This window comes from Treponema bryantii (assembly GCF_900111035.1).
Lineage (GTDB): Bacteria > Spirochaetota > Spirochaetia > Treponematales > Treponemataceae > Treponema_D > Treponema_D bryantii_C.
Window position 1 is genome coordinate 41,104 of sequence record NZ_FOFU01000007.1, and the last position, 13,877, is coordinate 54,980.

The following is a 13,877-nucleotide window of genomic DNA, read 5'->3' on the forward strand; positions in this document are numbered from 1 at the left end:
ATAAAAAACTCCTATGGAATTGATTATGTGCATAAAACACAGAATGTTTCCATAGGAGTTTAATAGGGTGATTTTCTTATTTTACTGAACGCTGTACAAAAGGTCTTCGTAGCTTGGGAATGGTTTGTATTCTTCGCCGAGGAGTGGTTCAATCTGGTCGGCGATGGCGCGAACATCTTCCATTGCTGGGATTACAACCTTTGCATAAGCGTGTGCACGCTGCATGAGGTCTGCAATTGCGCGGGTTTCTTCGTGTTTCTTTGCGAGAAGGTCTGCCTTGTTTGAAAGGTCGTTTACGAGGATATTTAATTCCTTCATAAGCTTAAGACCTGCATCGCAGAGGTTGAAAACGCGCTGCATCTTGAATTCTGTGTCTGCAAGTACATTCAGATATTTGAAAGCTGCAGGGATGATGTCTTTGTGAACCATCTCAAGCATTGTGTTTGATTCAATGTTCATTACCTGGCAGTATTTTTCGAGCTTGATATCGTAGTGGCTCTTCATTTCTTCTGGTGTATAAATACCAAGTCTTGTGAAGAGGTCGATGTTTTTCTGGTCTACGTAATGCTCGATAGCCTTAGGTGTTGTGCGGTAATTTTTAAGGCCGCGTTTTTCTGCTTCTTCAATCCATTCCTGTCCATAACCGTTTCCGTTGAAGAGGATACGCCAGTGTGCTGTAATTTCGCGCTTAATGAGTTTTTCGAGGTCTTCGTCGAAGTTCTTAGACTGTTCGAGTTCATCTGCAAAGGCGCGGAGTGTATCTGCAAGAATTGCGTTCAAAATTGTGTTTGGACCGCTGATAGAAAGTGCACTTCCTACTGAACGGAACTCAAAACGGTTTCCTGTAAAGGCAAATGGAGAAGTTCGGTTGCGGTCTGTTGAATCCTTTGGAATTGGAGGAAGTACATCTGCACCAATTGTCATTTTTCCGCCGGTCTTTCCGCTGTAGTCGGTACCGTCCTTAATTGCCTTAAGAATTGCATCGAGTTCGTCACCAACGTAAATTGACATGATTGCTGGGGGCGCTTCATTTGCTCCAAGGCGGTGATCGTTTCCGGCACTTGCAACTGAGTAGCGGAGAAGATCCTGATTATCATCTACAGCTTTAATAACAGCTGTGAGGAACAGGAGGAACTGTGCATTGTCGCGTGGAGTTTTTCCTGGTGCAAAAAGATTTTCACCGAGGTCTGTTGCAATAGACCAGTTGTTATGTTTACCGCTTCCGTTTACTCCTTTGAATGGCTTTTCGTGGAGAAGGCAGATAAGGCCGTGACGGCGTGCTACCTTTTTCATGATTTCCATTGTGAGCTGATTCTGGTCTGCGGCGAGGTTACTTGTAGTAAAAATTGGAGCCATTTCGTGCTGAGCTGGAGCGGCTTCGTTGTGTTCAGTTTTTGCGTAGATTCCAAGCTTCCAGAGTTCTTCGTTCAAATCTTCCATGTATTTGATTACACGAGGTTTGATTGCAGCGAAGTACTGGTCGTCCATTTCCTGACCTTTTACAGGGCGTGCACCAAAGAGTGTACGGCCGCACATCTTAAGGTCCTTACGTTTTTGATAGAGTTTTTCGTCTACAAGGAAGTATTCCTGTTCAGGTCCCATAGTTGTTGTAACGTGCTTTGCTTTATTTCCAAAAAGCTTAAGTACGCGAAGGCTCTGCTCGTTGATTGACTCCATTGAGCGGAGGAGTGGGGTCTTTTTATCGAGAGCCTCACCGTTATAAGAACAGAAGGCTGTCGGAATACAGAGAGTGTGATCTTTTACAAAAGGATAAGAAGTTGGGTCCCATACAGTATAACCGCGGGCTTCGAATGTAGAACGCTTTCCACCGTTAGGGAAGCTTGAAGCATCAGGTTCACCCTTAATCAGCTCTTTTCCGCTGAAACTCATTATGATTTTTCCTTCATCTGCAGGAGAGAGGAAGGAGTCGTGTTTTTCTGCAGTAATACCAGTAAGTGGCTGGAACCAGTGAGAGTAGTGTGTAGCGCCTTTAGAGATTGCCCAGTTTTTCATGGCTTCTGCAATCTGATTTGCGGCTTCAAGGTCGAGCGGAGTTCCCTCTTCCATTGTATGCTTAAGTGCCTTGTAAGTTTGTGAAGGCAGCATTTCTTTCATTACAGTCTGGTTAAATACAAGACATCCAAAAAGTTCAGGAACATTTGTGTTTGACATGAGGAACTCCAGGTCGCGCGTCGTTGCGCTTTTTAGTGGATCCTGAAACATAGGGAGCGACGGCTGAAAGCCGTCAAAATGCTCCACTGGAGCATTTTAAGCGAGTCTCCGAGCAGCTATGCTGCGAAGGGTTCAGGATTTTCTTTAATTTTACTGAATTACTGCAACAGTTTCAACTTTTTGGCTTTTAAATCCTGCTTACACTCATACATCTTTTTATCAGCATGTTCGAATAGGCGCATAAAGCCTTTTTCTTCTAAGGTTGAATAATCTGCAAAGCCGAAGGCAACAATAACACCGCCGTTTTTAAGATTATTATCAATAGTTTGATTAAATTCTATAAGAATTTTGTCACGGTTTTTATAATCATCTCCCGAAAGGAAGACAACGAATTCATCACCACCGATACGATAAACCGGGCTGTGTTTAAAACTGTTACAGATAAGTGAACAGCCTTCCTGAATGTATTTATCGCCGGCATCATGCCCAAGGGTATCGTTTGTTATTTTTAAATCATTCAAATCAAAAACAGCAAGCCCAAAATCCTGCAGGAAACCGTCTTCGATTTTCTGTTCAAAACTTCCTACATCTTCCAGATAGGCCATTTTATTTTTTACACCGGTAAGTGGATCTGAATAAGCCATCTTACGTGTTTTTCCGAGCTCAAGTTCCTGAATCTCTTCAACCTTGAGAATTGATTCCAACTGTTCACGACGTGCATCTTTTTCATCTTCAAGAACGAAAGTATGAAGCAGACAGGTTCCAAGCAGACAACCGATTGAATAGTACGGTACATATGGATCAATAGCCTGAAGAGTGATAAAGATAATCATATTCAGACAGAATATTCCGATAGCTTCATGTCTTCGTTTTATGATTCCTTCTGTTTTGATGATTACCCTAATAATATAGATTTCAAGAATTACACATAAAAATACCTGGGTTGCAAGATTTATGTTTCTGGCACAGGAAGTATGATAACTTCCGTCTTCTTCAAACCAGAATGCAATAGGAACAAACAGATTGATTATCAGAACAAGTAACTGGACTATCAGAAATATTCGACCCATCCAGAGAAAAATCTTTGAAAATAGATTGTTTTCTTTCAGATAAAGAATTACATATTGGATCCAGAATAAAACTGAGAATGCCATGATAACAAAATACAAAGTTGTTTCTATAAAGTTGATTACTTTAATATTCAGAATGTATAGAGGAGACCATAAAATATCTGCGATGTAGAAGGCTGCAACACTAATTAAAAAGCGTTTGTAAGCCCTGTGTGCGTCATCAAGTTTTTTGTATGAGGTTTTTACTAAGATTGAAAAATTGATAATAAAAAGTATCAGAATTGCAAGAATTCCGATGCTTGAATAATACATATCTGAAATCTCCCTCTTTAGATGATCGTACCTTCAATTATAAAACGTTTTACAGTTTTTTAACAGAAAAAAAAGAACTATATAGAAATAAATGAAATCAGTTTTTCAGGGGTTAAATCATAAGCCTGATCCCCGATTTTACGGGCTGCCAGCGCATGATGTTCAGCTGCGGTGATTGCTGCATCTTTTGCTGTGTATCCCTGTGCGAGAAGGGCTGTTGTAAGACCAGCAAGAATATCGCCGCTGCCACCTTTTGCAAGGCTCTGAGGACCGTCTGCGACTACAAAACACTCCTCTCCCGAAATAATAAACGTGTTCGCACTTTTAATAATCACCGTGGTTTCTGGAAAGCGTTTAATTATGATTTTTCCCAGTTCAATTTTCTTTTCCGGATTTTCAGCAAGAGAAGAAACGGAGATTTCCTCGCCGGTGAGGTTTTTAATCAGCGTTGAAAATTCTGCAAGGTGTGGTGTAAGTACGATTCTTGCTCCATGAATTTTGTTGAGTTCTTCGAGAAAGGCCGGGAACTCTGGAGCTGTTATAAATCCGGCATCGAAAACAGCTGCAGGAGATTTCTGAGTAGTGAACCACTCTTTAATCTGCTGAGCGGCATTTTCTGAGAACTCCGTAAATCCTGAACCGATTGCAATCGCAGACGCTTTCTTTGGAATTGAATCTGCAATCATCAGTGAAGGTGAAATCTTAAATTGTGAAAGATTTGAGTCTTTTACAGGAAGCAGTGAAGTTAGTCCGCTTCCAAAATTCATTGCTGTGGTTGCTGCTAAAATTGCGGCTCCTGCCTTTTCACCGCAGAAAACAACAGTATGTCCGTAAGTTCCTTTGTGGGCGGCACGGTTTTTGCGGAGTGGAAGGATGATATCAGATTCTTCGATGAGCTGACAGCAAGCTTCTGGTGTTTCGAGTTTTTCTCGGGCAATACCAATGTCTTGTACTATTATTTTTCCGCAGACTGCTTTTGCCTTGTCAGAATAAAGAGAAAGTTTTTGTTCTCCCATTGTGATTGTATAGTCAGCATTAAAATATAGACCTGAAGGAATGTCACAGGCTATTTTGACGGCATCTGCTTTGTTTGCTTCATCAAGAAGATTTTTTACAGTATCTTGGAGTTCACCGTGGAAGCCGGTGCCGTAAATACAGTCGAGGATGACTTGTGGTCGGTCACTCAACCACCGGTCGCTGTCGATTATTTCAATACCAAGACGTTTGCACATTTCATACTGGACTTTTGCTTCTTCGGCAGAAGGAGGTTCTATGCAGATAACCGAAATGTCACATTTATTTTGCAGAAGTCTTGCAGCAGCATAGCCGTCGCCACCGTTATTTCCTTTTCCACATAAAATAACAACCCGCTCAGGTGCAAAATCCAGAATAAACTCAGCAAGCGACCGTGCCGCATTTTCCATCATCAAAAACTGCGGTACGGCATATTTTTCTTTTGCGAGTTTTTCAAGCTGTGCGGGATTTGTGAATATGGGTTGCATAATCAGTCAAAGATTTCTTTGAAAGCATCTCCAATATCTTTTCCGGCTTTTTTAAGTTCTTTTCCAGCTTTCTTTGCGCCATCTTTAATTGCTTCCTTGTCTTTTTCAGCTTCTTTTTTAGCCTTAGACTTTTTCTTATCGAGCTTTTTCTTTGTACGGTCGATTTTTCTGTTAAGAGCAGCTTCGCTCATATCTGCATATTCGCCGGTACGTGTCTTCATTTTTGTAAGTTCGAGTTCAAGTGCTACGATTTCTTTTGTAAGAGCTCCATCAACTGCAAACATTGCAGGCTGAATAGTCATAAGGGCAGCAAGAACAACTGCGAGTCTTTTAGTTGATTTTTTCATAATTATTTTGTCTCCTGTTTTTTTGAAATTCTCCAGCTGATAATTGCATAAGTAACGGCAAATACCATCATCAAAATGCAAAGAATCTGACCGGTAGAAATATTTAAAAGTGATGTAGTTGTATAAATTGGGGCATTTGCATCTTTTGCAATTCTGTAGCCAAGGTCTGCATCTGGTTCACGGAAATATTCAATAAAGAAGCGGAATATTCCATAACCGCCTGAATAAATTGCTGCGAGCATACCGTCAAATTTTTTGTGTTTGCGGACAAACCAGATTATAATCCAGAGAACAATACCTTCAAAGAAAGCTTCATAAAGCTGACTTGGATGGCGCGGAAGATTTACAAGTCCACTTGCTGTAATATTCATTCCGATTTTAGCAGCAAAGTTCTGAACCCATGAAAGATTTGAAGAAAAACGTTCTGCATCAGGGAATACAATTCCCCATGGCATTGTTGTAATTCGGCCATAAAGCTCGCCGTTTAAGAAGTTGCCAAGACGTCCAAAGGTATAACCGAGCGGAATAGCGCAAACCATAGCGTCACAATATTTAAGTAAGGAACGTTTCTTGAATTTACACCAGACAACCATTCCCAAAAATCCACCGACAAAACCACCGTGGTAAGACATTCCCTGTAATCCTGTAAAGGAACCATTTGAATCAAATGGCCAGAAAATAAGCCATGGCTTATGGCGGTAGAGTCCGCTTGTATCATAAATCAGAGTCGAGAAAATGCGTGCCCCAATCAAAAGGAAAATAATTCCTGTGAAGATAAAGCTGAACAAATCATCTTCAGTAGTTTTGAATTTTGGAGTATCCAGGGCACCTTCTTTCCAGACTTTCTTCAAAAGAAAATATGCAGTTGCAAAGGCAACGGCATACATAAGCCCATACCAGCGCAAGAGTTCAAGAAATTTCACACCTGGGAAAATCTGAGGGTGAATCCATGATGGGTAATTGATGTATAAAAACATTTTTAAGTCCTTTTATAATTTAAAGCCCTGCTGAGTTGCCTTTATCAGTTTAGACTTAAGCAGATTATTTTCCTTTCGGAGTTGAGTGATTTCATATTGCTGAGTTTTAATCATTTCTGCAAGTTCACTGATGCTCAAAGAACCGCTGGAAACAATATCATCAATTCCAGAAAGACGGAAATTGAAGTCTTCATTTGCATCGTCTTCAACTTCCTGGAAATTGTCATTAAAACTATCCGGATTAAAGTCTGTGTCAAACTCGTGCGGAGGTGTAGAAATCACCTTATCAGCAATGCGGTATATTGCCTGACCCAAAAGCGACTGAGGTTTATAAACAACAACAGGCAGCTGAGAAGCAAGAGCCTTATCCTGAAGCATATCGCGGTACATAAGACCAAGATATTCAATTTCAAGACCAAGATACTGATTACATGAAGATTTGATTCTTGAAGCACGGTCTGCATCTTTAGGATCTTCAATCATATTCATTACAAGGCGAGGACGGAATTGCTGCATACGGTTAATGAATGTCTGAGTTGTCTGAGGATCATGCTGAGCGAGTCCCTGAATCAGTTGTGGAATATATAATTTCTGCATGGTTGCAGAATCTTTTTTCAGTTCATCAAGGTATGCACGTCCTGGAGTTCCTTTTTTGAAAGTTGTGTATAAAAGTCGGAATACAGCATTCTTCAGGAACAGATATCCGTTTAAAGTTGCAGTAACAGCAGGAGCTGAAACAATAATTCCCTGAGGAGAAAGAAGGAACATATCAAGAATAAACTGATGGGTTCCAGCACCGAGGTCCAGAATTACATAATCACAATCAATATTCTTAAGGTTCCGGATAAGTTTAACCTTCTGAAGATGCTTAAGAGAGGTGAGGTCTGGAATCTGGCTGTCACCGGCTATAAAACTGACATTCTGATAATCAGTCGGCTGAATTATTTCGCGAAAATCATTTTTATCTGTAAACCAGGAACCAAGGCTGGCTTTTCCAGGTCTCTGACCTATCACTAAATGAAGGTTAGACGCTCCGAGGTCCAGATCTGCTAAAACAACTTTTTTTCCCTGTTGTCCAAGGGCAATTGCTAAATTTGCAGAAAGAAGGCTTTTTCCAACACCGCCTTTTCCACTGGCTATTGGTATAATCTGTGACATACTGTGATTATAGCACAATTATCTATAAAAAGGTAGATTTTTTGGTTTTTGTGTCATAGAATAGATTATTATGAAGAAAATCATCAAGGTCTTAGCAGCAGCTATTCTGTTGTGTACATCTCAGTGTTTTGCAGAGTCGTCGGTTGAAAATGATTCAAAAATTACAAGTTTTCAGTATGTAAAGAAGCTTAATTCTGTTTTTGACTTTGTTCAGCAGAATTATGTTGATGAAATAGACCCGAAAATCCTTTATGAAGGTGCGCTTAAGGGAATGCTGGATGCCATCGGTGATCCATATACCCTGTATCTTGATGAAGCTTATATGCGCGATTTGAGTGATACAACTTCGGGAAGTTTCGGAGGCGTTGGTCTTTCAATTTCAAAAGCAGCGGAATCTACTCCGGCAAAGCCTGCTTATGTAGAAGTTGCTTCTCCGATTGAAGATACTCCGGGTGCAAAGGCTGGTATTCAGGCAGGAGATTTAATTTCTGCGATTGATGGAATGCCAACTCCAAGCATGACAATGAACGAAGTGCTTCAACATCTTCGCGGTGAAATCGGTACTCCAGTTACAGTTACAATTCTCCGCGGTACAAGCATGAAGTTTGATGTAACTCTGATTCGTGCCCTTATTGAAGTTCCAACAGTAAAATATGGAATGATTGAAGGAACAAAAATCGGTTATGCGCGTTTGATTCAGTTTACACCGGATACAGCACTGCGCCTTCAGGATGCTTTAGACAGCTTTGAAAAGAACGGCTATAACGGTCTGATTATTGACCTTCGTGATAATCCAGGCGGACTTATTACAAGTGCCGTTGATGTTGCAGATAAATTTATAGATGCCGGTCCGATTGTTTCTACAAAGAGCCGTCTTCTTTTTGAAAATTCTCAGTTCTCTGCAAATAAAGAAAAAACTACAATCAAAAAGAATATTCCTATAGTTGTTCTGATAAACAGAGGAGCAGCCAGCGCTTCAGAAATCGTTTCCGGAGCTCTTAAGGACTATCATCTTGCATATCTTGTTGGAGAAAGAACTTATGGAAAAGGTTCTGTTCAGCAGGTAATTCCGCTCAGTAATACAGACGGAATCAAAATCACAATGGCACGTTATTACACACCAAGTGATATGAATATTGATAAGATTGGTATTCCTCCTGATCAGGAAGTAAAAAATCTTTCTGAGTTTAGTGAAGAAGAAGAAAAACTTTATGTTGATATGATCAAGTCTGAAGTAATCAATAAAGCTGCAGAAAGCAAGCCGAATATGACTGAGGCTGATATTGCTCTTGCTGCAATTAAGATTGCTAAGGATTATCCGCTTGATGAAAGACTTATCCGCCGTCTTATCCGTATACAGGTGCAGAAAACTCAGCCTTCAGTGCTTTATGATTTAGATTATGATTTGCAGTTGAATGCAGCAATTAAGGCAGTACAGAATAAAGATTTTGCTGAAATGCTGAAGAATACAAAGACTCTGCGCCAGCTTCAGGAAGAGGTTGAAGAAGAAAAAGCAACCGAAGGCAGTGGTCTTACTGCAAGCCTCAGATAATAATGGTAGAAGCTTAAAATGCGTCAGCTTATCGTTGAAAAAGGGAAGGAAAAAAACGGACTCATTCAGCTGGATGGAAAGGACTACCGCTATTTAAGGCAGGTTCTTAGAGTCCATCCCGGTGATATGATCAGCGTACGACTTCCCGATGGCAGTTTAAACAATGCAACAGTAGCTCAGATTGATGAAAATGCGCGACGGGTTACACTTCAGATTTGTGCCGATACTTCGGGACATGGGGATGCTGCAAAGTCTATAACCCGCGGTGTTCAGGCAGAAGATATTGATGGTGCGGGACTTTCTGTAAACGGGGCTGAAGGCGTTGAATACTGGCTGTTTCAGTTTTTGCCGAGACCTCAGAAATTTGAACTTATTGTCCGGCAGGCTACAGAGTGTGGCGTTGCGGTGATTATTCCTGTGGTCGGTGAATATTCCGAAAAGAGCAGTGCACAGGCACTGATGGGCTCAAAACGTGAACGCCTTCAGAAAATTATCCGTGAGGCACGCCAGCAAAGCGGATCTCCGGTAGATACTAAGGTGCTTGAGCCGATGAGCCTTGAGAAGGCGATAGAGTTATGGACTTCGGATTCTTCTGTGGACGTCGCATTTGTGCTTTCGGAGCGCGGCGACTGCAGTGGAAACTTAAGGGCGGGAGTCGCTGACGCGGGCGGCTACGGAAAAATTAAGCGGGCGGCGATTGCCGTTGGCAGCGAGGGTGGCATAAGCCCGGATGAAGTGAGAACTCTGGAAGAAAAAGGACTGTTTCAGCCGATTCATTTTGCCGTAAATATATTAAGGTGTGAGACGGCGGCGCTCTATGGAATTGCCGCCGTACAGTCTGAAATAAATCAGTCGTAAAAAAGAAAATTAAAGGTGGGGTATTATATATGTCAATAAAACGTATTTCCTTAATCGGAGTTCCTGTTGATGTAATTCAGCCGGAAAATCTTGAAACAGAGATTCTGGAATTACTTGCAAAACCAGGTACAAAGCAGATTGTTTTTCTGTCTATCTGGAATCTCTTAAAGGCCCGTCACAAGGGAGTTTATTCTGAGTGTATAAAAAATGCAGACCTCATAATTCCTGTTTCAAAGAGTATTCTTAAAGGTGCGCGTTTCCTTAAAAAGGATGTGCCTGTCCGTTATAATCCCTTTGAGGCTGTAATCAGAATACTTTCAATTCTTGATGCTCATTACAAGACTCTTTATCTTTTTGGATCAAGCAAAAAAACTCTTAATAAAGCAGAAAAGAATATTAAAGATACCTTCCGTAATCTCCGTGTAATCGGACGTTACGGCGGATATTATCCAAAATCAGTTGAAGATGATATTGTTGAAGCAATCTTTAAGGCTCAGCCATCTCTGGTACTCTTAAGTGACGGAATTAAAGATAAAAACTGCTGGCCATATAAGCGCCGCAACCGTTTCTCTTCAAGCATTTTTCTTTATTACAAAGATGCCTTTGGAATTTTCTCTGAGCGCGTAAAACGTGTAAAGGAATCAACATTCAATAAAGGTCATGAAATCTTTGTTGAAGTGCTTCATAACCCGTTCAAAATCTTTTTGCTTTTGCCATACATGTGGTATATAATTGTGTTGGTTTGGTATAGGTTATTCAGAAAAAATTAAAAAATGAAGAAATGGAGGGATTGTGCCCGACGTTCCCGATTTTGTCAGATTGTCTTTAGTTACAAAACGACAGGATGTAATCAATTTCGTTGAAGCCATGTGCTCAGATGAAATGGAACTGACGATTGTTTCTGCTTTTTCTGAGCTGAATACTTCAAAAATCACACTTCTTCTTATTGATGCTTCTTTATTTAATGATTTCAATCCTGAAAGTCTGGAATATGGAAAAAAGTATTCCAGCTTTTCAATTTTTATTTTACCACCGGATCTTTCCACACATGTTCTGAATTATGTGGAAACCAACTTTAATTATTCACTTTCTTTTCCAATCAATACAGATTATTTCCGTGCTTATTGTTTTCATGTAATCAATTTAGTAGAGAGTTCTGAAAAAGATTATAATTTTGAAAAGCCCTTAAATCAGCCTGTGCCGGCTTCTTTTGACGGATTATTTGCCGGTAATTCAAATGTAATGCAGAAAATCAGAAGACAGATACTGGAAGCATCCTGTACTAAAGAACCTGTGCTGCTTCTTGGTGAAACTGGAACTGGAAAAACTACAGCAGCTGGTTTAATTCACGAATTATCTGACAGGGGCGGAAAAGAAAAAGTTGCTGTAAGTGTTTCAACAATTGTCGAATCTCTGGCAGAAAGTGCTTTCTTTGGTCATAAAAAAGGTGCTTTTACAAATGCTGATTATGATCATAAAGGGCATTTTGAAACGGCGGATAAAAACTCTTTATTTGTTGATGAACTTGGGCTTGCTTCCCTTTCTTTGCAGTCTATATTTCTGACTTTCCTGGATACGGGAAATTTTAAAAGGATTGGTGAAAATATAGAACGGCATGCAGATGTCAGAATGATTTTTGCGACAAATGCTAATCTGGGAAAAATGCTAAAAAACGGGACTTTCCTGGATGCTTTGTTTTACCGTATCTGCGATCATATAATACGTATTCCGCCCTTGCGTTCACATAAAGAAGATATACGAGAAATGGTTCGCGTATATCTGGGTGATGATATCAAAATAACAGATGAAGCAATGAATCGTCTGGAAGAATACGACTGGCCGGGAAATGTCCGTGAGCTGAATAAATGTCTGCGAGATGCTGTCAAAAACTGTAATGGCAGCCTGATAACGACAGATTCAATTGAGTTTTATGATATCAGCTTTCCTCAATAATCTGCAGTATTGAACGGCCAAACTCTTCTGCTTTCATGCGGCCAATTCCGTAAACATTCAAAAGGTCCTGTCGGTTTTTTGGTTTCTTTGCAGCAAGATCCAGAAGTGTTTTATCACCGAAAATTACGTATGGAGGAACATTCAAATCATCAGCCTTACGTTTGCGCCAGGCCTTAAGATTGTTAATGATTGCTTCAGCCTGAGTGTCATTGGCTGCAGGTTTTTCAGCGGCAACTTTTGAAACTGCTTTCTTTGTAACTCTCATTGCTTCCGGTTTCATAGGGAGCTTAAGTTCTGTTCGTGCGGCAATAAATTTTTTACCGAGTGGCGTTACTTCAAGAACATTGTACTCGCCAGTTTTCATTATATAGCCTTCATCAATAAGAAGGTCTGTCAGTTCAAGCCATTCAGATTTGTTATATTCAGTTCCGATTCCCCAGGTTGTGATTTTGTCATGTCCGTTATCAATTATTCTCTGATTATTTGAACCAAGCAGTACATCTGTAACATAACCGGCTCCAAAGCGTTCATTTGTTCTTATAATACAGCAAAGAAGTTTCTGGGCTGGAATTGTTACATCCTGTAAAGGAATATCACCGGCAGAACAGATATCACAGCAGCAGGTAGAATCTTTGACCGGCTCATAGGCTTCGCCAAAATACTGTAAAAGGGCTTTTCGTCTGCAGCCTCGCGTGGTTGCATATTTAATCATCCCCTGAAGCAGAAACTCATCCTTTTCTGGAGAAACAGATTCCTTAAAGAACCAGCGGATTTTGTGAATATCCTGTGCACTGTAAAGCAGCAGCGCACTTGAAGGAAGTCCGTCTCGACCGGCGCGGCCAATTTCCTGATAGTATTCTTCTATTGATTTTGGTAAATCATAATTGATTACATAACGTACGTTCGGCTTGTTGATTCCCATTCCAAAGGCAATTGTAGCTACGATAATCTGAACTTCATCTTTGATAAACAGTTCCTGATTTTTAGCGCGGACATCATCTGTCAGACCTGCATGGTAGGGGAGAACCGAATAACCTTTTTTATCAAGTGTAGCAGCAAGTTCATCTACCTGTTTTCGTGACGTACAATATATGATTCCACTTTCACCGGCATGCTTTCGGATGCAGTTGATTACCAGTTCTACAGCGTTGCGTTTTGGGAGTACTTCAAGATAAATATTTTCACGGTTAAAACTGGAAATAAAGATTTTAGGATTCTTCATGCCAAGATTCTGGCAGATATCCATACGAACATGTTCCGTTGCGGTTGCGGTAAGGGCCAGCATAACGGCTTTTGGAAACAACTGGCGGATAGTTTTGATTTCCAGATAATCCGGGCGGAAGTCATGACCCCATTGTGAAACGCAGTGTGCTTCATCAATTGTAATGCAGCTGATTTTGAGTGTGTCGCTTGAAAGCAGTTCCCGGATTCTTTGAGTTGCAAGTCCTTCCGGAGAAACATATACAATTTTTACTTCGCCGGATTTTATTTCGTCTGTAGCACGGCAGTAATCTTCCCAGCTGAGTGAGCTGTTAAGAAAGGCAGAATGAATTCCTGCTGTTTCGAGGGAGCTGACCTGATCCTGCATCAGTGAGATGAGTGGTGAAACAACTACAGTGAGTCCTTCTAGTATAAGGGCCGGCAGCTGATAGCACAGTGACTTTCCGCCGCCTGTCGGCATTACGGCGAGGGTGTCATGCCCCTTCAGTACATTTGTTATGATATCTTTCTGGAGCGGGCGGAAGCTGTCATAGCCGAAAACGGTTTTTAAGACTATGGCTGGATCGGCGTGCTCAAAGGCGGTTGCAACGATTTTCACATAATTATTATAGCACATTTGCACTTGATTTATCCTCATGTTTTTGATATATTTAGCAAATCACGCCGGAGTGGTGGAATGGTAGACACGACAGACTCAAAATCTGTTGCGAGCAATCGTGTAAGAGTTCAAGTCTCTTCTCCGGTATCCTCATAAG

Annotated in this window: 11 protein-coding genes and 1 tRNA gene; 5 read left to right on the plus strand and 7 right to left on the minus strand. The window is 40.8% G+C overall.

Annotated elements, in window-relative coordinates:
- Nucleotides 1-81 precede the first annotated feature (81 nt).
- The 6 genes from BMY21_RS11480 to BMY21_RS11505 form a co-directional block, all read right to left on the minus strand.
- Nucleotides 82-2,172, minus strand: a complete 2,091-nt coding sequence (locus BMY21_RS11480) for a glutamine synthetase III family protein (RefSeq protein WP_074644344.1) — start codon at nucleotides 2,170-2,172, stop codon at nucleotides 82-84.
- Between the two features lie 158 nt (nucleotides 2,173-2,330).
- A complete protein-coding gene (locus BMY21_RS11485) occupies nucleotides 2,331-3,554 on the minus strand; it encodes a GGDEF domain-containing protein (RefSeq protein ID WP_074644347.1) in 1,224 nt (407 codons plus the stop codon).
- A 77-nt stretch (nucleotides 3,555-3,631) separates the two neighbouring features.
- On the minus strand, nucleotides 3,632-5,056 hold the full coding sequence (locus tag BMY21_RS11490) for a bifunctional ADP-dependent NAD(P)H-hydrate dehydratase/NAD(P)H-hydrate epimerase (RefSeq protein ID WP_074644350.1): 1,425 nt from the start codon (nucleotides 5,054-5,056) through the stop codon (nucleotides 3,632-3,634).
- Nucleotides 5,057-5,058: 2 nt separating this feature from the next.
- Complete coding sequence (locus BMY21_RS11495; protein WP_074644353.1) at nucleotides 5,059-5,403, minus strand: hypothetical protein; 345 nt, start codon at nucleotides 5,401-5,403, stop codon at nucleotides 5,059-5,061.
- Between the two features lie 2 nt (nucleotides 5,404-5,405).
- The gene (gene lgt, locus BMY21_RS11500) at nucleotides 5,406-6,380 is read right to left on the minus strand and encodes a prolipoprotein diacylglyceryl transferase (protein ID WP_074644355.1); all 975 of its coding nucleotides are present in this window, start codon (nucleotides 6,378-6,380) and stop codon (nucleotides 5,406-5,408) included.
- Nucleotides 6,381-6,392: 12 nt separating this feature from the next.
- On the minus strand, nucleotides 6,393-7,538 hold the full coding sequence (locus BMY21_RS11505) for a nucleotide-binding protein (protein ID WP_074644357.1): 1,146 nt from the start codon (nucleotides 7,536-7,538) through the stop codon (nucleotides 6,393-6,395).
- Nucleotides 7,539-7,608: 70 nt separating this feature from the next.
- Here BMY21_RS11505 and BMY21_RS11510 point away from each other — a divergent pair, with 70 nt between their 5' ends.
- The 4 genes from BMY21_RS11510 to BMY21_RS11525 are packed head-to-tail and all read left to right on the plus strand — an operon-like array spanning nucleotide 7,609 to nucleotide 11,901.
- Nucleotides 7,609-9,090, plus strand: a complete 1,482-nt coding sequence (locus tag BMY21_RS11510) for a S41 family peptidase (RefSeq protein WP_074644359.1) — start codon at nucleotides 7,609-7,611, stop codon at nucleotides 9,088-9,090.
- A gap of 18 nt (nucleotides 9,091-9,108) precedes the next feature.
- Nucleotides 9,109-9,948 (plus strand): RsmE family RNA methyltransferase, encoded by an 840-nt coding sequence (locus tag BMY21_RS11515; protein ID WP_074644362.1) that lies wholly within the window; start codon nucleotides 9,109-9,111, stop codon nucleotides 9,946-9,948.
- 29 nt (nucleotides 9,949-9,977) lie between these two features.
- Complete coding sequence (locus tag BMY21_RS11520) at nucleotides 9,978-10,718, plus strand: WecB/TagA/CpsF family glycosyltransferase (RefSeq protein WP_074644363.1); 741 nt, start codon at nucleotides 9,978-9,980, stop codon at nucleotides 10,716-10,718.
- Nucleotides 10,719-10,740: 22 nt separating this feature from the next.
- Nucleotides 10,741-11,901, plus strand: a complete 1,161-nt coding sequence (locus BMY21_RS11525) for a sigma-54-dependent transcriptional regulator (protein WP_143064223.1) — start codon at nucleotides 10,741-10,743, stop codon at nucleotides 11,899-11,901.
- On the opposite strand, the gene recQ is transcribed toward BMY21_RS11525, so the two are convergent.
- Entirely contained in the window at nucleotides 11,885-13,738 is a 1,854-nt protein-coding gene (recQ, locus tag BMY21_RS11530; RefSeq protein ID WP_074644368.1) for a DNA helicase RecQ, read from the minus strand. The genes BMY21_RS11525 and recQ overlap by 17 nt on opposite strands.
- Nucleotides 13,739-13,784: 46 nt before the next feature.
- Here recQ and BMY21_RS11535 point away from each other — a divergent pair.
- Nucleotides 13,785-13,867: transfer RNA gene (locus BMY21_RS11535), tRNA-Leu, on the plus strand.
- The last annotated feature ends 10 nt before the right edge of the window (nucleotides 13,868-13,877 follow it).